The following is a 24,842-nucleotide window of genomic DNA, read 5'->3' as shown; positions in this document are numbered from 1 at the left end:
GGGAGGTATTGGCAGATGTATATGGGATTGGACATAGGAACGTCCGGGGTGAAGGCGGCTCTGGTGGACGGGCAGGGAAATATCATACGCCAGCATCAGGTATCATATGGTTTTTCCAACACCTCAGGCGGCTGGAGGGAATTAAATCCGGAAGAGGTGCGCTCGGGAGCCAGGGCATGTTTGGCAGCGGCGGGCGGAGGATATCCGGTGAGGACAATCACGGTGTCTGCCCTTGGTGAGGCCGTCATACTCTGCGGCGGTTCGGGAAATTGCCTTTGCCCCGGCATTACGGGAACGGATATCAGAGGAGCTGGACTGTTTCCGGCCTTTCTGGAAAAAGTAGGGGAGAAGGAATTTATAGAGATAACCGGCCTTAATCCCAGTACCATTTACTCGGTCAACAAGCTGATGTGGCTCAAACAGAATTGCCAGGACTTGTATGGAAGGGCTGTCATGGTTTTTACCTTCCAGGATTTTCTGATTCACACCCTAGCCGGAGTCAGAGCCATTGACTTTTCCATGGCATCCAGAACAGGCCTCTTTGACTGCAATGAAAACAGCTGGTCGGACAGGCTTCTGGAAACATCGGGAATCCGGGAAGGGCTTTTGTCGGAGCCAGTAAGGGGCGGAACGGTTGTGGGAAAAATCCTTCCGAATGAGGCATTCGAACTCAATCTTCCCCAAGATACCCTGATTGTGGCCGGAACCCATGATCATATCTGCAATGCCATTGGTTGCGGAGCCGTAAAAGAGGGATTGTGTGCCAATACCGCAGGGACCACAGAAGGGCTTACGGCAATTTTGAACGAAAAAAACATGATTCCCGGAAGGGCACAAAGACATCATATTGCCTGTGAACCTTTTGCCGCAGACGGCTTTTTCAATACAGTTGCATGGGAAAATACTTCCGGTGTTCTGCTTAAATGGTTTGCTTCTGAGTTTGTAAGGGAAAAGGGAATGGATTTAAAACAGGTCTTTTCGTGGCTTAACGGGCATATGGAGCCAGGCCCAACCGGAATCCTGGTGCTTCCTCATTTTTCGGGAGCAGCAACACCTCATATGGATGAGCATTCGAGGGGAGCGGTTTTGGGATTATCACTGGACACCCGGAGAGCGGATTTATACAAAGCCATGATGGAAGGAATCAATTATGAGCTGGCCCTGATTATGGATGCCCTACTGGATGCAGGCATTGAGGTTGGGCAAATCATATCAACGGGAGGCTCACTATCGCCCCAGCTTCTGCAGATAAAAGCGGATATCCTTGGCAGGAACATCCATACGGTCAGAAACCAGCAGACTGGCTCACTGGGAGGAGCAATGCTGGGAGCCGTGGCATTTGGGGAATACGATAATTTGGAAACAGCTGTAGCCGGAATGGTGCGCTCCGGAATCACCTATAAGCCTGACAGAACAGCCCATGAATTGTATGCAGAATATATGAATCAGTACAGACGCGTTTATTCTGCCGTCAGGTCGGTCTTTGAATGACGGAATATAGAGCTCTGAATAAGAAAAAAACAAACCGGAGCTGAAATCCTCTAACACAGATTTCAGCTCCGGTTTTAATTTCTAGTATCAGTCTTTTGTAAAGTACATGGAGATTCCCTGCCCGCCGCCAATACACATGCTTACCATGGCGTCCTTTTTATCGGTCCGCTGCAGTTCATAAAGTACCTTCACGGCCAGGATAACACCGGTTGCTCCGATGGGATGGCCGATGGAGATTCCTCCGCCGTAAATATTTACTTTTTCGGGGTCCAGTCCCAGGTCGCGCCGTACGGCAAAGGCCTGGCTTGCAAAAGCCTCGTTGATTTCAAACATATCAATGGCCTTAAGGTCCAATCCCAGTTTCGCTGCCAGCTTTTCACTGGAGAGCTTGGGAGCGTATCCCATGACGGCTCCGTCGTTGCCGGCAACCGTGCAGCCCTTAATGGTAAGGAGAGGCTTGACGCCCAGGGTGTCTGCCTTTTCCCTGGACATGACAACCACAGCGGCAGCGCCGTCGTTCAGACTGGAGGAATTGCCCGCAGTCACGGTTCCGTCCTTCACAAAACATGGTTTTAAGCGCTCCAGCTTTTCTATGGTCTGGCTGGCTCTGGGGCCTTCGTCAGTGTCAAAGACAGTGATGTTTCCTTTTCTGTCCTTTAATTCCACCGGGAGGATTTCGTCTTTGAACTTACCGGCTTCGATGGCTGCCGCTGCCCTCAGGTGGCTTTCCAGGGCATACTGGTCCTGCTCCTGGCGGGTCACATTGTATTTTTCTGCTACATTTTCAGCTGTCACGCCATTGTGGTAGGGGCCTAAGGGCCAGGTCAATATATCAATGACGCCGTCCTCAAACACCTTGTGTCCCATCCTGGCACCCCAGCGGGCGTCCTTCACATAGTAGGGGAGCTGGGAAATGTTCTCGGTGCCCGCAGCAACCACCACGTCTGCAAACCCTGTCTGTATCTCCATCACTGCGTCGGCAATGGCCTGAAGGCCTGAGCCGCACTGGCGGTTGACGGAATAGGCGCATGTTGTTTCGGGAAGTCCGGCCTTCAGGCTGACGGCTCTGGCTACAAAACCGCATTCCGCAATCTGGCCCACCTGGCCCACAATAGTCTCATCTACATCAGAGGGCTCTATACCGGCACGCTTCACGGCCTCTTTTACAACCATGGCGCCCATATCAATGGCGGAAATATCCTTGAGGCTTCCGCCGAAAGAGCCGACGGGAAGCCGGACTCCGCTGACAATTACTACTTCTTTTAAATTCTCCATATCCGTATCCTCCTCATTTTATATCATTAAAGAATCATACCGCCGCCCACGTTGATTACTTCGCCTGTAATGTAGTTTGCCTCGTCAGAAGCCAGGAAAGCAACCATATTGGCTACGTCCGCAGGGCTGCCGGCCCTTCCCATAGGTATCTTGCTTATCATGGTATCCCATACCTTTTCAGGTACGCCGCGGGTCATGTCCGTGTCGATAAAACCGGGGCAGATGGCATTGCAGGTGACGCCCTTTCTTGCCAGCTCGCGGCATGCTGTCTTGGTGAGGCCCACCACGCCGGCTTTGGAGGCGGCATAATTGGCCTGTCCGATATTCCCCAGCCAGCTGGCGGAGGAGATGTTGATGATGGCGCCGCTTCCCTTTTCCCTCATAATCTGGGCAGCATACTGGACGCAGTAGAATGTGCCGGTCAGGTTAACCGCAATGACCTGATCCCACTGCTCCACAGTCATCTTGTGCAGCATGGCGTCGCGGTTGATTCCGGCGTTGTTGACAATAACATCCAATGTGCCGAAAGACTCCACGGTAAAGTCCATCATTGCCTTTACCTCGTCCTGCTTGGCGATATTGACGGCAAAGGCCTTGGCTGTGCCGCTGGAAGCGTTGATTTCCTCAGCAGTTGCAGAGGCTGTTTCCATTGACATGTCGGCTACGATGACCTTGGCGCCTTCTGCTGCCAGTTTTAAGGCAATCCCTTTGCCGAGGCCGCGGCCGGCACCTGTTACAATTGCGGTTTTGTTTTCGAGTCTCATGATTAATCCTCCTTAATGTGAATATGTTATTGGAACTGTTCAGGACGGAGTCTCATCCTGACCGTCCCGAACTGCTGCGTATTAATTAGAAAATATATACTTTCTAAGTCCGAAGGGAGCACCCTCCATGAAAATGGCTGTATCCATCTCCTTCAGATCAGGGCTGATCAGGGGAGTGAATTCCATCAGGTCCAGGACCTGGGTCTGGATATCAATTCCGGGGGCGATTTCGGTCAGGGTCAGTCCCTCCGGACGAAGCTCAAATACGGCCCGTTCCGTTACATAGTGCATTTTCTGGCCCTTTTCTCTGGCGATTCTGCCGTTATAGGAAACCTGTTTAATCCGGCTGACAAATTTAATTAAAGAGCCCTCCTGGTTGATATGAAGCCTTCCTCCTTCAAAGGAGCAGTCCAGTCCTTTGGCGGTAAAAGAGGAGCAGAAGACCACGTGCTTGGCATTGGTGGTAATATCAATAAAACCGCCTGCTCCCGTGGGCTTTGGCCCTAAACGGGTGGCATTGACATTTCCCTCGGCGTCCACCTCGCCTGCACCCATGTAGGTGACATCCACACCGGGTCCGTTATAATAGTCAAACTGGTCGTCGTGCCGTACCAGGGCAAACTGGTTCCTGGCAATTCCAAAGTCGATACCGCCCATGGGAATGCCACCGTAGATACCGGATTCCACGGTTATGGTCACATCCTCCGACATCCCCTCCTCTGTGATAATGGGGCCGACGACATCATTGGGAATCCCGGTTCCCACATTCAGCACATCATCGGGCGCCAGCTCCATCAATGCCCTGCGCCCGATAACCTTGCGCAGCGAGATGGGGAGGACGTCGTCGGATGATACAGGCGCCTTGGTATCTCCGCAGTAGGCAGGGTCCATATAGAAACTGTGGGTCTGCCTGTGGTCCTCTTCGGGATTGGGACAGATGACAACCGCATCAATGAATACCCCTGGCACAATCACGCGTTTGCAGTGGAGGGAACCGGCCCTGACTTTATACTTTGCCTGGGCCAGCACCTTTCCGCCGAATTTTTTGCATGCCATGACGGCGGAGAACACTTCCAGCTGCATGGCCTCCTCGTCTGTGGTCAGATTGCCGTATTCATCCACATAGGTTCCCCGGATGATGCAGTAATCCAGAGGGATGGGTTTATAGCGCATATATTCCTCGCCGCCGATGGTAACCACCTCATTGATATCGGGAGCGCTCATGGTGATTTCGTTCATTTTGCCTCCGTCAATCCTGGGGTCGATGAAGGTGCCCAGGCCCACCTTGGTGATTTTTCCGGGCTCGCCTCCGGCCATGCTGCGGTATAACTGGGCAAACTGGCCCTGGGGAATGCAGTAGGCCAGAATCTTGTTGTCGGCAATCAGCTGCATCATTCTGGGCTGCAGTCCCCAGTGGCCCCCGATGATTCTGGAGAGCATGGTCTCATGGGCAAAATGCTGGATACCCCGGTCTCGGTCGCTCTGCCCGCAGGAATGGACCAGAGTCAGCCCTCTGGGACTTCCTGTCTCTAAAAAGCGCTGTTCAATGGCTTTGAGAATGGTTTCGGCTGCCGACACCAGGGTCATGCCGATGGTTGCCACGGTTGCGTTGTCGGCAATCATGGCAGCGGCTTCTTCGCCGGTGATAAAAACTGGTTTTCTCATTTTTGTGTAACCTCCTTACTGTTCTGGCTGCATGAAAAGTTTCCGTATGGCTGATTTATTTACTTTGTTATTGGGCGTGAGAGGGAGCTCGTTCAGGAAAAGGATGCGGGAAGGGATCATGTATTTGGCAATCCTGCATTTCAGCAAATCCTGTATCTGCTGTTCCGTCAGAATGCTTTCAGGAGACAGCTTCACCGCAGCCACAGGCACTTCGCCGTATATATCGTGGGGAATCCCCACCACAGCCGCCTCATCAATCCCGTCCAGCCTGTACAGCTCATTTTCAACATCAAAGCTCCATATTTTTTCTCCGCCCCGGTTTATCATGTCCTTTTTCCGGTCCACGATAAACAGATACCCCTCCCCGTTAAAATATCCCAGATCTCCGGTACGGAGCCAGCCGTCTTCGTCCAGCTCCCCGGTTCCCTTTTGATAATACCGGTCCAGGAGAACCGTCCCCCTGACTGCGATTTCCCCTACCTGGCCTGTCTGCATCTGTGAACCTGAGTCATCCAGTATACAAAAGCAGGTGCCGGGAATGGGAAGGCCCGAGGAACCAATGTAACTGCTGGTGGAAGCATCGCCCGGAAAGATGGTGGCAGGCGAACATGTCTCGGTCAGCCCGTATACAGTGTGAAATACGGCGCAGGGCAGCCAGCGGTGGATTTCTGTCAGCTTTTCCTTTGACATGTTGCTGCTTCCGCAGGCCAGAAGCCTCAGACTGGGCAGGGAAGGAAAACTGTCCTTTTCCCTCAGCAGCAGGGAAAATACGGCCGGTGCGGCGTGGAGAAATGTGATTTCCTTGTCGTTTACATCCCTGAGAACCCGTTTGGCATCAAAGAACTTGTGCAGGTAAACGGTTCCGCCTGCATACAGGGTCAGCCCCAGAAGCGCCACCAGCCCGGTTACCAGGTATATGGGAATGGGAATAAGGGTGGTGTCCCGGTCCGTTATCTGGAAAATTCTCTGGTAGGAGACAATGGCGTGCATGATGCTGTAATTCTTGATAATGACTCCCTTGCTCTGGGAGGTGGTGCCGGATGTAAACATGATGAGCGCGTCATCCTCCTCCCTGCCAAGGGAGGGAACGGGGCTGAGATAGGAGGCGCACAGGTGGGAAAAACCAAATCCGTCCTGACTCCGTCCGGGCTTCATCAGATGGACGCCGGAGGTTTCCAGCGGTACGAACCAGTCATAAAACTTTTCATCACACAGGATGTACTGGAGATCGGCCTTTGCTGTCAGTGAAAGCACTTCGTTCCGGCTGTATTTGCTGGGGAGCGGTATTACCACGGCTCCCAGTTTTGTAAGAGCCAGGAAGGTCACGCAGAATTCAACACTGTTGAACATCATGATGCCTGTCTTGGTTCCCGGCTTGATATCCGATATGTAATATAGGTAAGAAGAAAAATGGTCGGCCATGTCCCTTAGTTCTGTATAGGTATAAGCGGCGCCGCTGTCATCCACAACTGCTGTCTTGTCCGGATGGCGTGCGGCAGATAAGGATAAGGCGTCGTATAAATTGGCAGGAAGATTGGGATAGGTCAAATAAGTCTTACCGGAAAAGGTCTTTTCTATCATATCTGCAGTATAAGAGCGATTCCAAAGAGTTGTTCCGTTAATCATAATTAATACCCCCGTGTATTAGAGAAACCGATTTCGTTCTTTAAGGCTAATAGTAAACGAAAATGATTCAATAGTCAATAAGAAAAATATGTTTATTTTTGGCATTCTATTATAATAGAGACAATGCGATATAAAAATATGTAAAAAATATTATGCATATTGTACATTTGATGAAGAGGCGAGCCAGATTTAAAACGGGTAAAATCTGACCATCTGCACAATTACATTGATAAAAAATAAACAATTTTTGAAAAATAGACAATATATATACTGAAAATTTGTCAAAAAAGTAAAAAAGCATTAAAACAAGAGGAAAACAAGAATAAACTTATTGATTTTAACGAAACCGTGTGCTATGCTTGGAACAACGTAACGAAACTGTTTTCTAAAAAGAACGAAACATTACGAAACTGATTCGCTAATTACGATTGGCGGACACAAACTGTATGATGCAAAAGGAGGGGATTGATTCGTTGAGATACAGGGAAAGAAAGGGGGAAGATGGAAGATAATGATACTTGATTTAGAAGGACGCCGGGCGGTTGTCACAGGAGGCAGCCGTGGACTGGGATATGGAATTGCCCAGGCGCTGCACGATTCAGGTGCAGAGGTAATCATAACCGGCAGGACCGGGAAGGTGTGGGAAGCTGCCGCAGAAATAGGAAGCAGCGGACCTCCGGCTTATGGAGTGACAGGAGATTTAAGCAGGCAGCAGCAGAGGGAAACGGTCTGTGAGCAGATTTTGGAGATTTACAATGGACGTGTTGATATCCTGGTTAATGCGGCCGGAACATTAAACAGATGTGCCGCTTTTGAGGTGACGCAGGAGGATTGGAATGAAGTGGTGGAGCTTAATCTGAACGCTGTGTTCTTCATGTCTCAGAGAATTGGAAGGTCTATGGCGGCCCGCCGTTACGGAAAGATTATCAACATAGCATCCATGGATTCCTTTTTTGGCAGTGTTCTGGTTCCGGCCTACAGTGCCAGCAAAGGCGGGGTTGCCCAGCTGACAAAAGCATTATCAAATGAGTGGGCGGCAGAAGGAATCAATGTCAATGCCATTGCCCCTGGATACATGGCCACGGCGCTGACAGATACCATGAAGGTAAAGAATCCTGCCCAATACGAGGAAACCACCCGCAGGATACCCATGGGAAGATGGGGGACTGCGGAGGATCTTAAGGGGCTGGCAGTGTTTTTGGCTTCCGATGCCTCTGCTTATATATCCGGGGCAGTTATACCGGTAGACGGAGGTTTTTTGGGAAGGTAGAAACGGGTGGAAACGTGTTCGTGAACACGGAGCTGTTATCAAATTAGTTGGGAGGTAGTAACATGAATATATTTTTGCAGGCGGCTGCCAATGGGATTATGGTGGGCGGAATTTATGCACTGATAGGTATGAGCCTGACGCTGATTTTCGGAGTTATGAAGATTATCAATTTTTGCCAGGGCGAGCTTCTGATGCTGGGTATGTACATATCCTTTGTTCTGTTTGACCAATGCGGTCTTGACCCCTTTGTGGCAATCCCCATTGTGGCGGTGGTGATGTTCGCCTTTGGGGCGCTTTTGCAGTCAACGCTGATTACGCGGTCCCTGCACGGCAATGACGATACCAATGTGCTGTTTTTAACGGTTGGACTGGGAATTCTGTTCCAGAATGTAGCGCTTCTTTATTTTAAATCGGATTACAGAACGGCCCAGAGTATGTTTTCCGAGAAAATCGTGCAGCTGGGAGCCATAAACTTAAGCCTTCCCAAGGTGCTGAGCTTTGTGATTCTTCTGGCGGTAACCATCCTTTTGTTCGCTTTCTTAAAGTATACCAATATAGGAAAGCAGATTCGCGCCACTTCCCAGAACAGTACCGGAGCCCAGGTCTGCGGTATCAAAACAAAGCTGGTCTATGCCACTACATACGGTCTGGGAGCAGCCATTGCCGGAATCACCGGAGCCTGTCTGATGTCCTTTTATTATGTATTCCCTACGGTTGGCGCCGTGTATGGGACGAGGTCCTTCATTGTGGTAACCATGGGAGGACTGGGAAGCGTTATCGGAGCCTTTGTCAGCGGCATTGTATTGGGGCTTATGGAAACCGTGGGAGCCGTGGTTGTGGGTTCCTCCTTTAAGGATACCATCGTGTTCCTGGCATTTATATTGATTCTGGTAGTGAAACAGACAGTGAAAACAAGACGGGGGTAGATAGCAATGAAGAAAAAAATAGGTTCCAGACAGATTTTATTATTGATTTTACTTCTAATCGCAGCTGTGATACCCGTATTTGTCCGTACACCGTACCTGCTGTCGATTTGCGTGATGACATTTTACATGGCCAGCGCGTCCCTGGCCTGGAGTATCCTGGGCGGGCTGACAGGCCAGATTTCCCTGGGACATGCCTCCTTTATGGGGCTGGGCGCATATATGTCCACTCTTTTGCTGGTTAAGCTGAATGTATCGCCGTGGATCAGCATTCCTCTGGTGTTTCTGTTTGTGGGAGCGTTAACCGCATTGCTGCTGTCGCCCTGTTTCGTGCTGAGGGGGCCGTATTTTTCACTGGTTACCATTGCGTTTGGAGAGGCGTTCCGCAATCTGATGACCAACTGGGATTTTGCCGGCAAGGGGCAGGGGCTTTTGCTTCCCTTTGGCGATAATTCCCTGGCTCTGCTGCGATTTAAGAGTAAAGTGCCCTATTTTTATCTGTCCCTTCTTATGGTAATAGCGGTATATCTGATTGTGCGCGCAATTGACCGTTCCAAGTTTGGATATGCCTTAAAGACAGTGAGGGAGGATGAGGACACAGCCAATGCAATCGGAATCAATCCTCTCAAATATAAGGTGCTGGCCACCTTTGTCAGCTGCGGCCTGATTGCTGTATGCGGTGTGTTCTATGCAAATTATATCCGTTTCATTAACCCGGATATCATGATTCAGGCACAGTCCGTGGAATTCGTTCTTCCGGCTGTAATCGGAGGAATCGGAAGCGTGACAGGCCCCCTGATTGGAGCTATTATTCTTACACCGTTAGCTCAGTATCTCAACTCTACCCTGAGCAGTATAGCGCCCGGAGCCAATCTGCTGGTTTACGCCATCATTCTGATTGTGGTTATCCTGTTCCAGCCAAGAGGTATTATGGGCTGGTATAACGGCAGCAAATTCAAGGTAAAGGTCAATGATATGTTTGACAGGATGGACGGTAAAAAGTAAATCAGGAGAGGAGGCGTTTTAAGTGGGCAATATATTGGAAATAAAGGATTTGAGTAAGAATTTCAAAGGACTGAAGGCTGTGGACAGTGTCAGCTTTGCTGTGGAGGAGGGAGGCATTACCGGGCTCATCGGTTCCAACGGAGCCGGAAAGACAACGGTATTCAATATGATAAGCGGCGTGTTCCCGCCTACGGCCGGCCATATTATCTATAAAAATAAAGAAATTACCGGCATGAAGCCATATCACTATACGTCCATGGGAATTGCCAGGACATTCCAGATCATGAAGCCTCTGGCTTCCATGTCTGTATTGGATAATGTTGCTTCGGGTGCTCTATATGGAAGAAAAAAATATAAATCAGTAAAAGAGGCAAAGGAATACGCAGAGGAAATCCTGCATTTTACCGGATTGTACGAGCGGAAGGACTGGCTGCCGGGAGAAATGGGCACTCCCTTTAAGAAGCGTCTGGAGCTGGCCAGGGCCCTGGCCACGGATCCTGATATGCTGCTTTTGGATGAGGTTATGGCTGGCTTAAATCCCACGGAGACAGATGAGGCCGTGGAGCTGATTCGCAAAATCAATGAGAACGGGACCACCATACTGCTGATTGAGCATGTAATGAGAGCAGTGGCCAATCTCTGCCAGAAAGTGGTTGTTATGCATCATGGTGAGAAAATAACAGAGGGAACGCCGGAGATGGTAATGAATGACCCCTATGTCATCGAGATTTATCTTGGTAAGGAGGAGCATTGATATGGCAGACAGGTATTTTGAGGTAAATAAAATCAATGTCCGGTACGGGGACATTCAGGTGCTTTGGGATATTGAATTTACGGCGGATAAAGGGGAAATCGTAGCCTTGGTGGGAAGCAACGGGGCGGGCAAGAGCACCACGGTTAAGTCCTGCGCCGGCCTGATCAGGCCGTTTCAGGGAAATATCCGTTTGGACGGACATGATCTTACCGGAGCGGCTTGCAGAACCTTTATTGACCACGGTGTTATCCTGGTTCCGGAGGGCAGGCAGCTGTTTCCTTCCATGACAATCTATGAGAATCTGGAGATGGGAGCCAGCAGCAAGGCGGCGAAAGCGGCTAAGAAGGACACCATTGAACGGATCTATAACTGGTTTCCTAAGCTGAAGGACAGAAAGAACCAGCTGGCAGGCACCTTAAGCGGAGGCGAACAGCAGATGCTTGCCTTTTCCAGAGGCATGATGGGACTTCCGAAGCTTCTTATCATGGATGAACCCTCCCTGGGACTGGCCCCCAACATTGTGGACAACATATTTTCCATTGCCAAAGAGGTGGCGCAGGAATCCGGGCTTACCATTATCCTGGTGGAACAGGATGTGAGGAAGGCGCTGAGGATTGCCAACAGGGGATACGTGATTGAAAACGGCCAGATTACCGTATCGGGCACAGCCGAAGAGCTTTTGAACAACGATGAGGTGAAAAAGGCGTATCTGGGATTTTAGAGCGCGGTTGGCAGCTGTGTTCCTGCTGCTGCGGAAACAAACTAAAAATGAAAGATGGCCCGTATATGGGTTAATCAAATAAAAGGAGGAGAAATACATGAGGAAACAATTGGTGGCATTGACATTAAGCGCGGCTATGGCAGCGGGTATGCTGTCCGGATGCGGGGGATATGGTTCTGGTTCAGGAGGACAGAAGGATGCGGCAGAGGCAGCAGGAACGGCAGCGGGGGCGGCGGCCACGACCGCGGCCGCAGGCAGTGACGGGACGGCGGAGCCGGCAAAGGCGTCCACCGCAGATGGGGAGCCCATACTGATTGGCGCGCTTTATCCCATGACGGGAGCGCTGGCTGATTCGGGCCAGAACATGAAGGACGGTATTGACCTGGCAGTGGAGGAAATCAACGCGGCAGGAGGAATAAGCGGCCGGCCTATCCAGATTGTATACGGTGATACCCAGGGGGCCAATGCCACGGGCATGACTGAGATGGAACGTTTGATTACACAGGATAAGGTGATGGCGGTAATGGGCGCATATCAGAGCGGTGTTACCGAGGTGGTGTCCCAGGTGGCGGAAAACTACCAGGTGCCCATGATAACAGCCAATGCCACGTCGGATTCCCTTACATCTCACGGATATGAGTATTTCTTCCGCCTGGCTCCCACCAATATGATGTTTATACGTGATATGGAGCAGTATCTTCTGGATTTGTCGGCCAAGGATCCGGCGGATGATATCGACGTCAAGAGTGTTGCGGTCTGCGCGGACAATACTGAATTAGGACAGCAGACAGCCACCTGGGCAAAATACTTTGCAGAAGAAAATGGACTGGAATTTAAGGGAGAGGTTCTTTACTCCCAGGGCGCGGCGGATTTGACCAGCGAGGTGCTGCAGTTAAAGTCCCTGAATCCGGACGCCCTTATTGTTGACAATTATGTATCGGACGCGATTCTCCTTACAAAGACCATGAACGAGCAGGGGTACAAGCCCAATATCATGATTGCCAAGGCAAACGGTTATACGGAATCTTCTTATCTTCCGTCTGTGGGCGGCCTTGCAAACGGAATCCTTACAGCCACGGAATTCCTGCCGGGGGACAAGGGAACCAAGGTTTCGGACACGTTTAAGGCAAAGTACGGCGTTGATATGAACGGGCATTCCGCGGAGGCGTACACGGTAGTCTGGATTTTCAGGACAGCTCTTCAGAATCTTGCAGACGCAGGCAAGGAGATTACCTCTGAAGCATTAAAGGATGAGCTGAGTACTCTGGAGATTAAAGATGCCTTCCCGGGAGGCGAGGAGATTATTCTTCCTTATGACACTATCAAGTTCTCCGAGTCTGAATTTAACGGTATTCCTTATAAGAATACCAATATGGACGGCAAGCTGACAATCGCTCAGTTCCAGGATGGTTCGCTTGTTACTGTATGGCCGTTTGATATTGCAAAACACGATACCATTTATCCGGCACCGTTCAATTAAGGATGACGGGCGAAAGGGGGAACAGCTGGGGGCTGCTCCTCCTTTTTCGTTTCTCGCAATACCGATTGCATTACATTTTTACTTATATTATAATAATAGCAAGACGCTTATTGGGATAGGTGGATCACAGCCATGTTATTTCAAAGCAGATAAGGAAGTAAGAGAATGAGTATCCAGAAAAAAGATAAGTATACCATTTCCGACGTGGCCCAGATGCTGGGGGTATCGCGTTCCACTATTTCCAGAGCCATGAATAACTCGCCGGGAGTCGGGGAGGAGCTGCGCAAAAAGGTGCTGGATTTTGTGGAGGAGATAGGTTATCAGCCAAATACAATAGCCAGAAGTCTGAGCAAGGGCAGACAAAGCATCATTGCGCTGATTGTCAGCGACATCCGCAATCCGTTTTATGCGGATCTTACCTTTTACATCCAGAAGATTCTTCACAACAATGGATATATGCTGATGGTCCTGAACAGTGAATATGATATCAGGCGGGAAAAAGAGTTCATTCATATGGCTATCCAATTTAATTTTTCAGGTGTATTTTTGCTTACTGCCCAATCAGAGGAAATTGAAAAGGAATTAGATGATATTGAGATTCCGGTTGTGCTGGTAAACAGGATCCTGGGGTCCTATGAAGGGGATTCGGTGCTGTCGGACAATTTCAAGGCCGGTTATATTGCGGCCATGCATCTCATTGAGCTGGGGTATCCGGAGATTGCCTTTGTGAAGGGGCCGGATGTTTCGTCCGCATCGGAGCAGCGGTTCAGGGGATACAGGCAGGCGCTGGAAAATTACCGTCTCCCCTTTAAGGAACAAAATGTATTCAAGGGTGATTTGAAGCTGGACACGGGAAGTGAACTGGCAAAGATTTATATATCGGATTTGAAGAACCGTCCAAAGGGAATCGTGATTTCCAACGATATGATGGCCATTGGGTTTGTTGAGCACTGCCGGGAGTCCGGAGTCAAGATTCCGGAACAGATTTCCGTGGTGAGTTTCGACAATATTGTTTTTTCATCACTCTATGACATCAGCTTGACAACGGTGAGCCAGCATGTCAGGGAGATGAGCGAGCATGCCGCCAGACTGATGTTAAAACAGCTGAAAAACCCACAGGAAAAGCCGGAACGGGTGATACTTGACCCCACATTGATTGTGCGCAGAACCACATGTCCGTATGTTCCTGAACAGGATGGGGAATAGGCGGCCGGCTGCTGGGCCGGAGAAGGACCGGATGTGCCGGCGGTGCCGGACTGTCTGGTGCCTGGCCGGTCTGCTGCAGAAAAAATGAACATAAAAACAGGAATCTCCATACTGGAAATTCCTGTTTTCTGCCTGCAGAAGATGGGAGTCGAACCCACAAGGTATTACTACCACACGGACCTGAACCGTGCGCGTCTGCCAATTCCGCCACTTCTGCATTTTGTTTTGTTCTGCTGCTTTGTTCAAGCAACGAAGGTTATTATAAATGAGCAGCAGCGATTTGTCAATATTATTTTTTAAATTTTTTATCGAATTTGTTTTTTGAAAAAAATTAAAAAAATTTGTCAAAAATGGTTGCCAAGTCGAAAAATCTATGCTATACTACCATTCGTGTTGCGGGAGTGCTGGAATTGGCAGACAGGCAAGACTAAGGATCTTGTGGGTGTATGCTCGTGTGGGTTCAAGTCCCATCTCCCGCATTTTAGAAAAAGGAATCCTTCCAGGCAGGGTTCCTTTTTTGTTTCTCATAAACTTCCGCTTGTTCCGCACTTGTTCTGTAATTTCCTCATATCGTTGCACAAATATCCTCAACCTGCTATAATTTATACAATATGTTATATTTTTTTCGTCATTTTCATTTGAGAACGGTTTCTGTGACCAGAACCGGAATGAGGGGGATTTTCATGGATTTAAATACAATACTTGAATTAAAGGGCGCAGGGGTGGATATAGATGGCGCCTTACGGCGTTTCAGCGGCAATTCCGCACTGTACGAGAAGTTTCTGAAGAAGTTTCTGACAGACAGTACTTTTTCCCAGATCACAAAGGCCTTTGAGGGAGAGAACCGGGAGGATGCCCTGATGGCAACCCATACCTTTAAGGGTGTTACGGCCAATCTGGGTATGGATAAGCTGTTTAACATATCCTCTTTTATGGTGGACCATATCAGGGCAGACCGTTTTGATGAAGCTGCCGGAGCATATCCGGAGCTGGAAGAGGCTTACAAGGAGATATGCAGAATACTTGCAAATGACTAGCGGCAGCTTGTGTCTTACGGCTGCGGAGAGGAAGTGACGATATGCGTCAGCGGGATACCATACTGATTGTAGACGATATGGAAATAAACCGCGTGATTCTGGATGGACTGTTCCAGGAGGAATACCATCTGCTGGAGGCTGAGAATGGGGAGCAGGCCCTGCTTCTGCTGCGGCAGTATCACGAGAATATAGCCATCATGCTGCTGGATGTGGTGATGCCCGTGATGGATGGATACAAGGTGCTGCAGGAGATGGGGGCCAACGGGCTTCTGGACGAGGTTCCTGTGGTGGTAATCACGGCTGATAACTCCCTGGAAGGGGAGCTGAGGGCCTTTGACCTGGGGGCGTCCGACATCATTGTCAAGCCCTTTGAGCCCCATGTGGTCAAGCGGCGGGTACATAATATCATAGAGCTTTATCTTCATAAACATAATCTGGAGGACATGGTAGAGCAGCAGGCGCAGAAGCTGAGGGAGTCCAACGATGTGCTGGTGGACGCCCTTTCATCTGTCATTGAATACAGGAGTCTGGAGTCGGGGCAGCATATCAAGCGCATCCGTCTGCTGACCCAGGTGCTTTTGGAGGAGGTGTGCAGGAATTGTCCTGAATACGGGCTGGATAAGAAAAAGATTGAAGTCATTGCCTCGGCCTCGGCCCTTCACGATATCGGCAAGATTGCCATTGAGGATAAGATACTTAATAAACCGGGCCGCCTCACTGCGGAAGAGTTTGAAATCATGAAGACCCATACGCTCAGGGGATGCCAGATTCTGGAGGGCCTGGAACGCATGAGCGATAAGGGGTATCTTGAATACGCCTACAACATCTGCCGGTACCATCATGAGCGCTGGGACGGCAGGGGATATCCGGATGGGCTGTACGGAGATGCCATCCCTATCTGCGCCCAGGCCGTGTCCATTGTGGATGCATACGATGCCCTCACGTCGGACCGTGTTTATAAGAAGGCGATTCCCCATGAACAGGCCTTCAACATGATTCTAAACGGTGAATGCGGATGCTTTTCCTCCAGACTGCTGGACTGCTTTAAGAATGTGGAGCCGCAGCTGGCTGACCTGTGCAAACGGTACCGGGACGGCAATGTCCCTGCGCCTGCAAAGCTTTCCCACCACGGCAGTGTCCTGGGGGTGGGGGACGGCAGCCTGAGCGCCCTGCAGCTGGAACAGATGAAGTATTTTGCCATGCTGCGGTATGTGGATACCACGGTGGCTGAGGTGGACTTTTCCACGGGCAGCTATCATGTGGTATACGCGCCGGACGAGCGGATTAAGAAGCTGTTTCAGGGAGAATGCCTGGAAGCCGTGGCGGAATGCTGCATAAATGATTTGGTGGTGCCGGAGGAACAGGACAATGTGCGGCGGATATGGAAAACAGAGATACCGCGTTTCTTTGAAGAGGGGATGCTGAAACAGAGCTGGAAGTACCGGCTGAAGGATGAGCACAGATCTGAGGAGTGGTATGAGCTGACCCTTCTGCGGGTGGACATCGAACATCCCCGCCGCCGAAAGGCATTGCTGCTGTGGCGGCTCGTGGACAGAGCGCATCAGGAGGCGGATTTGGACGAAAACAGGCTCCGTGAGGACCGCCGGGTTCTTCACAACATATTGAAGGGAATCCTGCGCTGCCGCAATGACAGGTGGTTCACCATGATGGATGTTGACGACGGGTTCCTTGGATATACCAGGGAGGAGATAAAAGAGCGGTTCAACAACTGTTATATAGAAATGATACGCCCGGATGACAGGGAGCGGATGCGCAGGGAGCTGACAGAACAGATCAACCGGGGCGGGGAATATGAAGTGGAATACCGGGTGGAGGACCGCAGCGGCCGCAGCATCTGGATGCTGGACAAGGGGCGTCTGATGTATGATAACGAGGGCAGGGAATATTTTTACAGCGTAATCATAGACATTGACCAGACCAAACATGCCCAGGAGGAGCTGCGCCTGGGACTGGAACGGTATAAAATCGTTATGGAACAGACCAATGATATTTTCTTTGAATGGGACATCGGTTCTGACACAGTGGTATACTCCATCAACTGGAAGGCCAAGTTCGGATATGACCCCATCTCAGAGCAGGCATCGGTACGGATACCTAAGATATCCCATCTGTATCCGGAGGATATGGCGCCGTTCGGACATCTTATCGAAGAGATACGGGACGGAAGGCGGTATGGTGAGCTGGAGTTCAGGGTGTCTGATTCCAAGGGCCGCTATCAGTGGTGCAAGCTGAGGGCCACCACCCAGTTTGACGACCAGGGACAGCCCTGCAAGGCAGTGGGAATCGTTATTGACATAAATGATGAAAAGCTTGCCGCCCAGGAGTTAAAGGCACGGGCGGAGCGTGATACCCTGACCAGGCTGTACAACAAGGAATCAGCCAGGCAGAGAATCGAACACCTGCTGGTGAACCGGGAGGAAGGGGAAGGGGCTGCGCTGTTCGTCATTGATATTGACAATTTTAAGATGGTCAATGACCAGTACGGGCATATGTTTGGGGATGCGGTGCTCACAAAGATTGCAGGGCAGCTTTCCCGGCTGTTTCGCAGCAGCGATATTGTCTCCAGAATTGGAGGGGACGAGTTCATGGCCCTTTTGCAGGGAGTGGTCAATGAACAGCGGGTAAAGTCTGTGGCCGGCCGGCTCATCGAGTGCTTTGAGCGTGTGCTGGAGGAGCTGCCCAAGGACTGCTGTATTACATGCAGCATCGGAATTGCCGTATGCCCAAGGGATGGGGAGAACTTCCAGACTTTGTTCCGGCGGGCTGACGTGGCGCTGTACCAGGCCAAGGCCTGCGGAAAAAAGCAGTACCAGATCTACGACCAGTCCATGGAGGACAAGGCGTTCGGCCAGGGAGCGGGGCGAAAGGCAACTGTGAATACCACCATTGAGTCGGAACAGAATGGGGACATGATGTTAAATGACCTGCTTCCAAGAGCCTTTAACATCCTGTCCAAGTCAGAGAAGATGGACAAGGCCGTTGAAAGTGTGCTGGAGCTTTTGGGGGAGCGTCTGCAGGTGAGCCGCGCCTATGTATTTGAGAATTCGGAGGATGGGACCTGCTACAGCAACACCTTTGAGTGGTGCGCCCGGGGAATCCGGTCCCAGAAGGATTTGCTGCAGGGATGTTCCTATGCGGAGTTCAGTACAGATTACCAGAGCTGCTTTAATGAGAGCGGGATTCTCTACTGCGATGATATAGGCCAGCTTCCCGGCGACATCCAAAAACGGTTGAAGCAAAGGGGCGTCAAGTCCATGCTCCAGTGCGCCATCAGGGATAACGGCGTGTTCAAGGGATGGGTGGGATTTGATGACTGTACCTCCCACTGCCTGTGGACCATAAGCCAGATCGAGGTACTCTCCTTTGTGTCCGAGCTGCTGTCCCTGTTCCTCCTTAAGCAGAGGGCACAGGACAGCGCCGTGGATTTGGCAGAGGACTTAAGGACCATTCTGGACCACCAGAACTCATGGATTTATGTGGTGGACATGGAAAGTCATGAACTGTTGTTTATAAACGATAAGACCTACAGGCTTGCGCCGGATTCAAGGCTGGGCATGAGCTGTCATGAAGCGTTTTTTAAAAATGATAAGCCCTGCCAGCGGTGTCCCATGAAGCAGGTGGAGGATAAGATAAACTACACCATGGAGGTCTATAATCCAGTCCTTAAGGTCTGGTCATCGGCCGACGCCTCCCGGATTCACTGGGGCGGCAAGGATGCCTGCCTGCTGTGCTGCCATGATATCACATGCTATAAGAAGGCGGAAGAAAATAGTGCAAATCAATAAAACAGGTGAGCAGAACGTGGAATCTGGAATATTCTGACAGTAGAGACTTTTGTCAAGAAGGAGTTCCATATGAAACGTTGTGTACCGTTAGAGCCGGCGGCAGAGGAGGTCTGTCAGGCAAATTCCAAACCGCCCCTTATATTTGAGCTGCCGCCTGCCGAGGGAAGGATGGTTCTGGAAAAGGCCCAGGATACGCCTGTGTACAAATATCCCGCCCGGGTCGGCAAGGTGCGGGTCAATACAGGAAGATGGGGGACCATTCCGGTATGGCTGGTGGATCCGGGGGTTTCCTGCCAGCCGGCCAATGTGATCTTTTATATCCACGGCGCAGGCTGGGTGTTCGGAAGCTTCCACACCCATGAAAAGCTGGTGAGGGAACTGGCTGCCAGGACTGGCTGCCTTTTGATATTCCCTGAGTACTCCCGTTCGCCTGAGGTGCGCTGCCCCACCGCCATTGAGCAGTGCTACAGCGTCATGTGTACGGCTCCCGACCTTGTGAAGTCCATGGGATATGCCATGAATCCCGGAACCTTCACTGTGGCGGGGGACAGCGTAGGAGGCAATATGGCTGCGGCCATGACCCTTATGTCAAAGTACAGGAAGGGGCCCTTCATCCAGAAACAGCTGCTGTATTATCCGGTCACCAATGCCTGTTTTGATACCTGTTCCTACAATGAATTCGCAGCGGGATACTACCTGTACCGGGCAGGCATGCAGTGGTTCTGGAACCAGTATGCCCCCTGCCAGAAAGACAGGGCGCAGATTACGGTCTCTCCCCTCAGGGCGTCTGCGGAGCAGCTGAGGGGTCTGCCGGATGCCATGATACTGAACGGCGAGGCGGATGTGCTCAGGGATGAGGGGGAGGCCTATGCCGGGAAGCTGCGCGAAGCAGGGGTGGATGTGACGGCCCTGCGGTTCCAGGCCATAATCCATGATTTTGTTATGCTGAATTCCCTGGACCAGACAAGGGCCTGCCGGGCGGCCATGGATGTGTCAACGGAATGGATTAACCGGAAGAACCGGGAAAAACAGTAAGCCGGTAAAATGAAACAAAGGCGGAGACAGCGCACAGGTCTCTGCTTTTTCTTTTTTAGGAAGAATCTTGAAAATGAATGTGTTATATTTTATACTGTAAGACAGCAAATGGATGGTATGGAAAAAAATACATAAGAGGGGGGAACTGGATTATGATAAAGGTATTTCTTGTGGAGGATGAGATTGTCATGCGAAATGGCATCAAGAACAACATCCCATGGGAGAAGGAAGGGCTGGAATTTGCAGGGGAAGCCAGCGACGGAGAACTGGCATATCCGCTTATCAGGAAGGTGCAGCCGGACATCCTCATAACAGATATCCGCATGCCCTTCATGGACGGACTGGAACTCTCTGAACTGGTGAAGAAGGAATTTCCCAGAATCAAAATCATTATTCTCAGCGGGTATAATGAATTTGACTATGCCAAGCAGGCCATCCACATCGGGGTGACGGACTACCTTCTGAAGCCCATCACGGCTGCCAAGCTTCTGGAGGCAGTGAAGAAGGTGGCGGATGTGATTGAGAAGGAGCGGGAGGACGCCAGGCTTATGGATAAGTACCGCCTGGAGATGGCTGAGAACACGGTGCTGGAACGCCAGCGCCTTCTGCGGGACCTGGTGACGGGCCGGGTCAATTTTAAGGAAGCCCTGGAGAGGGGAGAACAGGTGGGGATGGATTTGTCCGCCTCCTTTTACCAGCTCATGCTGTTTAAGCTCATGCCTATGGGATCTGCCGTTGCCTATTCCGACCGGGTGGTATCCTGCCAGGAGGCGATTGAGGAACGGATGGAGGGCCGGCAGCACATTCTGGTTTTTGACCGCGGGGACGAGGGGTGGGCCTTCGTTCTCACGGGGGAGTCTGAGCAGGAGGTGGAACGCAGAATGAGCGAGTGTGCCGCCAGCCTGGGAAAGATGGCCGGAGCCTGTAAGGACATACAGTATTTCGGCGGAATTGGAAGCTGTGTGAACCGTCTGGGCGATTTGCAGACCTCCTATCTGCAGGCGGGGAGGGCGTTTGCCGCCAGATTTTTCACGGAGATGAACCGGATTATAAGCTACAGCCAGATGGACGGCATGGTCCACGGAACAGGGGAAACCATTGATATTAATTCAGTGGATGCGTCCAAGGTGAACAGAAAGACCCTGGAAAATTTTCTGAAACAGGGGACCGTGGGAGAGGCCTCCGGGTTTGTGGAGGAGTATTTCCAGAATGTGGGGGAAAAGAACTGCCAGTCTTTTATGTTCCGCCAGTACATTGTCATGGACTGCTATCTCTGTGTCAGCACATTTCTGGAACAGCTGGGACTGGACATGGGACGTCTCCCGCGGGAATTGTCGGATATGGAAAAGGTACTTAAGGACGGTTGTGCCCTGGACATGCTGAAAGAGAAGCTGGTGAGGCTTTTTGAGGAGGTCATGACCCTGAGGGACAGCCAGACAGCCAGCAAGTACAGTCAGGTTCTGGATGAGGCCAAGGCGTTTATCTATGATAATTACGCCAAGGAGGAGATTTCCCTGAACACGGTGGCTGCCAGGGTCAATATCAGTCCCAGCTATTTCAGCTCCATCTTCAGCCAGGAGATGGGAGTGACTTTTGTGGAGTTTCTGACAGGAGTGCGCATGGAAAAGGCAAAGGAGCTGCTGATGTGCTCTAATCTTAAGACCTCTGAAATCGGGTACGAGGTGGGATATAAGGATTCCCATTACTTCGGCTATCTGTTTAAGAAAACCGTTGGATGTACACCTAAGGAGTACAGGGCGGGAAGCAGGGAGGGGTCATGACGGGAAAATGGAGGACCGGGTCCGGCAAAAAAGGGCAGGACGGAGCAAATGAGAAGGAACAGGGCATTGGGAAGGATTGGGACACGAACCATATCCTGGATCGCCTGCCCCTGGAAAAGCGTCTGAACCTGATGACTTTTATCATCATCATTCCCCTGGCGGTGCTGGTTATCTATCTTATGGCCACGGTGGCCAAGTTTTGCAATGCCTACACCCAGAGTATCGCCAATATCACCCAGGCCAACAGTGTCACGGCCAACCTGCGGGAGGATGTGGACTACAGCATGTACCGCATTGTCATAGGAATGCGGACCTACCAGTCCATCCATGAGCTGATGGAGGAGGACCGGCCCTACGGATGGGAACAGATTAAGGACCCGCATCAGACCATAAGTGATGCCAGAAAGACATACCGCCAGCTGTTAAAGCGGACGCCGGAGGGGGCCAACCGGACCAGGATTAACTGGCTGCTCCACTGCCTGGACCAGCTGGAGCAGAGGGTGGACGAGATAGAGGACAACCTGCCCCACGGCATGTATGATAAAAACATGGAAATACTGGATTACGGCGTCCGTGTACTGACCGCTGATATTGAAAAGCAGGGCAGGGAGTATGTATACTATGAGACGCTCCATGTCCAGGAGATACAGAAGGAGCTGGAGAGCCAGGAGCACACAGCCATTGTGGTCAGCCTGACGCTGCTGGTGTCCATCCTGATTATCAGCCTTCTGCTCAGCCGCAGGATAACCAAGAGCGTCACCGTGCCCATACAGAAGCTCTGCAATGAGACGGAGAGGGTTGCAAAGGGGGACTTTACCTCCGGCCCCAAGATTGAGGCAGGGGATGAGCTGGCAATTCTTACGGGAAGCTTTGACCACATGAAGGAGGAAATCGGACGGCTGATTGAGGATATACGGCAGGAACAGAACCAGCGCCGCGTCATGGAGCTGCAGCTGCTCCAGGAGCAGATTAATCCCCATTTCCTCTACAACACCCTGGATACCATTGTGTGGCTGGCAGAGGGGGGACAGAACCGGGCTGTGGTGGACATGGTTACCTCCCTGTCCGAATTTTTCCGCACAACCCTCAGCGGCGGAAAGGATTTTATCACCATGCGGGAGGAAATCGGCCATATCAAAAGCTATCTCCAGATCCAGAAGATCCGGTACCAGGATATTATGGATTATGAGGTCACCCTTGAAAAATCCCTGGAGGAACGAAGAATCCTGAAGCTTACCCTCCAGCCCCTGGTGGAGAACGCCCTTTACCACGGAATCAAGAATAAAAGGGGCAGGGGACGCATCTGGGTCCGGGGATACGCAAAGGAGGACATGGCTGTGCTGGAGGTGGAGGACGACGGAGCCGGCATGACGGAAGAGGAGATGGAGGCCGTCAGGCGGAAGCTGAGAGGGGAAAAAGATTTGGCTTTCCAGGAGGGACCTGCTCCCAAGGGCGGTTTCGGGCTTTTCAATGTGGCGGAGCGCCTGCGCCTGAACTATGGTTCCCGGTGCAGCCTGGAGTTTAAGAGCGTCCTGGGGCTGGGCACAAGAGCTGTGGTGAATATTCCGCTGGAGTCCGGATATGACAGGGAAGGGGAGGATTGAAAAATATCCAACTATAATCGTAAAAAAACACCCAAATGTATGAACAAACTGTAAAAATTCTAAAAATCGTGTACAAAACAACGGAGAAATTCCGTTGTTTTTGTTATTAACAACTGATATGATTATACCAACAAGGGGAAACAAAATACAAATCAAGGAGGTTTACGTATTATGAGGAAAAAAGGATTAAGCGTTATGTTATGTGCAGCAATGGCAGCATCCCTGCTGGCAGGGTGCGGCGGCGGAAATAAGCCTGCAGAGACAACAGCAGCTCCCGCAGCAGCTGAGACAACGGCAGCAGCAGCCGACACCACGGCGGCTCCTGAGAAGTCAGAGGCTGAGACAGAGGCAGAGGCAAAGGATGACGCTGCATCCGGTGATTTGATTGTGGTTGGCTACGCTCAGGTTGGCGCTGAGTCTGACTGGAGAACAGCTAATACAGAGTCCTTCAAGTCCACCTTTACAGAGGAAAACGGCTACAAGCTGATTTTTGACGACGCACAGCAGAAACAGGAGAACCAGATTAAGGCCATCAGAAGCTTTATCCAGCAGGATGTTGACTACATCGTAGTGGCTCCCGTTGTTGAGACAGGTTGGGAAGCAGTTCTCCAGGAAGCACAGGAAGCAGGCATTCCGGTTATCCTGTCCGACCGTCAGATGGACGTGGATGAAAGCCTGTATGAGTGCTGGGTAGGCGGCAACTTCATCAAGGAAGGCGAGACAGCAGGAAACTGGCTGGCTGATTACTTAAAGGCACAGGGAAGAGACGGCGAGGACATCAACATCGTTACTCTTCAGGGAACCATCGGAGCATCCGCTCAGGTTGGCCGTACAGAAGGTTTCGGAAACATCTTAAAGCAGCATGACAACTGGAAAATGTTAGATATGCAGACAGGTGAATTCACACAGGCTAAGGGCCAGGAAGTTATGGAATCCTTCCTTAAGTCCTATGACGATATTGATGTGGTAGTAGCTGAGAACGACAACATGGCATTCGGCGCTATCGACGCAATCAAGGCAGCCGGCAAGACCTGCGGACCTGACGGCGACATCATCATCTTCTCCTTCGACGCAGTTAAGGCAGCATTTGACGCCATGATAGCCGGCGACTTAAACGCAGCATTTGAGTGCAACCCATTACACGGACCGCGTGTAGATGAGATCATCAAGAAGCTGGAGAAGGGCGAGACCGTTGAGAAGATTCAGTATGTAGACGAAGCTTACTTCGATACATCCATGGATTTAGAGTCTATCAAGGCTGAGCGTGCTTATTAATCAACATTTTCGTAACAGTTCAGGAAAGGCGGTGGGGAGAGTCGTTGCACGGCTCTCCCCCTTTTCAAGCCTGAGGCTGGATGTGTTCTAGTAACTGAGCCCTGGAAATGGGGCGTATAACGGT

At 51.0% G+C, this 24,842-nt stretch carries 18 protein-coding genes and 2 tRNA genes; 15 read left to right on the top strand and 5 right to left on the bottom strand.

Annotated elements, in window-relative coordinates; translation table 11 throughout:
- Positions 1–15: 15 nt before the first annotated feature.
- The gene (locus CGC65_RS20170; protein WP_002565201.1) at positions 16–1,491 is read left to right on the top strand and encodes an FGGY-family carbohydrate kinase; all 1,476 of its coding nucleotides are present in this window, start codon (positions 16–18) and stop codon (positions 1,489–1,491) included.
- 87 nt (positions 1,492–1,578) lie between these two features.
- Here CGC65_RS20170 and CGC65_RS20165 read toward each other — a convergent pair whose 3' ends face one another.
- The 4 genes from CGC65_RS20165 to CGC65_RS20150 all read right to left on the bottom strand — a co-directional run bounded on the left by CGC65_RS20165 (position 1,579) and on the right by CGC65_RS20150 (position 6,821).
- Positions 1,579–2,766, bottom strand: a complete 1,188-nt coding sequence (locus CGC65_RS20165) for a thiolase family protein (RefSeq protein WP_002565200.1) — start codon at positions 2,764–2,766, stop codon at positions 1,579–1,581.
- Between the two features lie 26 nt (positions 2,767–2,792).
- Positions 2,793–3,530 (bottom strand): 3-oxoacyl-ACP reductase FabG, encoded by a 738-nt coding sequence (gene fabG, locus CGC65_RS20160; protein WP_002565199.1) that lies wholly within the window; start codon positions 3,528–3,530, stop codon positions 2,793–2,795.
- An 81-nt stretch (positions 3,531–3,611) separates the two neighbouring features.
- A complete protein-coding gene (locus CGC65_RS20155) occupies positions 3,612–5,195 on the bottom strand; it encodes an acyl CoA:acetate/3-ketoacid CoA transferase (RefSeq protein WP_002565198.1) in 1,584 nt (527 codons plus the stop codon).
- Positions 5,196–5,210: 15 nt separating this feature from the next.
- Positions 5,211–6,821 (bottom strand): class I adenylate-forming enzyme family protein, encoded by a 1,611-nt coding sequence (locus CGC65_RS20150; RefSeq protein ID WP_002565197.1) that lies wholly within the window; start codon positions 6,819–6,821, stop codon positions 5,211–5,213.
- 511 nt (positions 6,822–7,332) lie between these two features.
- Here CGC65_RS20150 and CGC65_RS20145 point away from each other — a divergent pair.
- From CGC65_RS20145 to CGC65_RS20115, 7 genes are all read left to right on the top strand, one after another.
- The gene (locus CGC65_RS20145; RefSeq protein WP_002565196.1) at positions 7,333–8,091 is read left to right on the top strand and encodes a glucose 1-dehydrogenase; all 759 of its coding nucleotides are present in this window, start codon (positions 7,333–7,335) and stop codon (positions 8,089–8,091) included.
- A gap of 62 nt (positions 8,092–8,153) precedes the next feature.
- A complete protein-coding gene (locus CGC65_RS20140; protein WP_002565195.1) occupies positions 8,154–9,017 on the top strand; it encodes a branched-chain amino acid ABC transporter permease in 864 nt (287 codons plus the stop codon).
- Positions 9,018–9,023: 6 nt separating this feature from the next.
- Positions 9,024–10,019, top strand: a complete 996-nt coding sequence (locus tag CGC65_RS20135; RefSeq protein WP_002565194.1) for a branched-chain amino acid ABC transporter permease — start codon at positions 9,024–9,026, stop codon at positions 10,017–10,019.
- A 22-nt stretch (positions 10,020–10,041) separates the two neighbouring features.
- On the top strand, positions 10,042–10,773 hold the full coding sequence (locus CGC65_RS20130; protein ID WP_002565193.1) for an ABC transporter ATP-binding protein: 732 nt from the start codon (positions 10,042–10,044) through the stop codon (positions 10,771–10,773).
- A 1-nt stretch (position 10,774) separates the two neighbouring features.
- Positions 10,775–11,494, top strand: a complete 720-nt coding sequence (locus tag CGC65_RS20125; protein ID WP_002565192.1) for an ABC transporter ATP-binding protein — start codon at positions 10,775–10,777, stop codon at positions 11,492–11,494.
- A 97-nt stretch (positions 11,495–11,591) separates the two neighbouring features.
- Complete coding sequence (locus CGC65_RS20120; protein WP_002578291.1) at positions 11,592–12,974, top strand: ABC transporter substrate-binding protein; 1,383 nt, start codon at positions 11,592–11,594, stop codon at positions 12,972–12,974.
- A gap of 165 nt (positions 12,975–13,139) precedes the next feature.
- Positions 13,140–14,180 carry a LacI family DNA-binding transcriptional regulator gene (locus CGC65_RS20115; protein ID WP_002565190.1) on the top strand — a complete coding sequence of 347 codons (1,041 nt, stop codon included), beginning with the start codon at positions 13,140–13,142 and terminating at the stop codon, positions 14,178–14,180.
- Positions 14,181–14,313: 133 nt separating this feature from the next.
- On the opposite strand, the gene CGC65_RS20110 is transcribed toward CGC65_RS20115, so the two are convergent.
- Positions 14,314–14,397 (bottom strand) — tRNA-Leu (locus CGC65_RS20110).
- Between the two features lie 178 nt (positions 14,398–14,575).
- On the opposite strand from CGC65_RS20110, the gene CGC65_RS20105 reads away from it, so the two are divergent.
- The 7 genes from CGC65_RS20105 to CGC65_RS20075 all read left to right on the top strand — a co-directional run bounded on the left by CGC65_RS20105 (position 14,576) and on the right by CGC65_RS20075 (position 24,718).
- Positions 14,576–14,659: transfer RNA gene (locus CGC65_RS20105), tRNA-Leu, on the top strand.
- A gap of 204 nt (positions 14,660–14,863) precedes the next feature.
- Positions 14,864–15,217 (top strand): Hpt domain-containing protein, encoded by a 354-nt coding sequence (locus CGC65_RS20100; protein WP_002565189.1) that lies wholly within the window; start codon positions 14,864–14,866, stop codon positions 15,215–15,217.
- A gap of 41 nt (positions 15,218–15,258) precedes the next feature.
- Positions 15,259–19,023, top strand: coding sequence for a sensor domain-containing diguanylate cyclase/phosphohydrolase (locus tag CGC65_RS20095; protein ID WP_002565188.1), 3,765 nt, complete (start codon positions 15,259–15,261; stop codon positions 19,021–19,023).
- Positions 19,024–19,092: 69 nt separating this feature from the next.
- Positions 19,093–20,058, top strand: a complete 966-nt coding sequence (locus tag CGC65_RS20090) for an alpha/beta hydrolase (RefSeq protein ID WP_002565187.1) — start codon at positions 19,093–19,095, stop codon at positions 20,056–20,058.
- Positions 20,059–20,210: 152 nt separating this feature from the next.
- Complete coding sequence (locus CGC65_RS20085) at positions 20,211–21,839, top strand: response regulator transcription factor (protein ID WP_002565186.1); 1,629 nt, start codon at positions 20,211–20,213, stop codon at positions 21,837–21,839.
- Positions 21,836–23,443, top strand: a complete 1,608-nt coding sequence (locus CGC65_RS20080; RefSeq protein ID WP_002565185.1) for a sensor histidine kinase — start codon at positions 21,836–21,838, stop codon at positions 23,441–23,443. Before CGC65_RS20085 ends, CGC65_RS20080 begins: the two co-directional genes overlap by 4 nt.
- A gap of 171 nt (positions 23,444–23,614) precedes the next feature.
- A complete protein-coding gene (locus CGC65_RS20075) occupies positions 23,615–24,718 on the top strand; it encodes an ABC transporter substrate-binding protein (protein WP_002565184.1) in 1,104 nt (367 codons plus the stop codon).
- The last annotated feature ends 124 nt before the right edge of the window (positions 24,719–24,842 follow it).

The organism is Enterocloster bolteae, assembly GCF_002234575.2.
Lineage (GTDB): Bacteria > Bacillota > Clostridia > Lachnospirales > Lachnospiraceae > Enterocloster > Enterocloster bolteae.
Note: the sequence above shows the minus strand (reverse complement) of the source record. Positions and strands in the feature narration are given on the sequence as shown.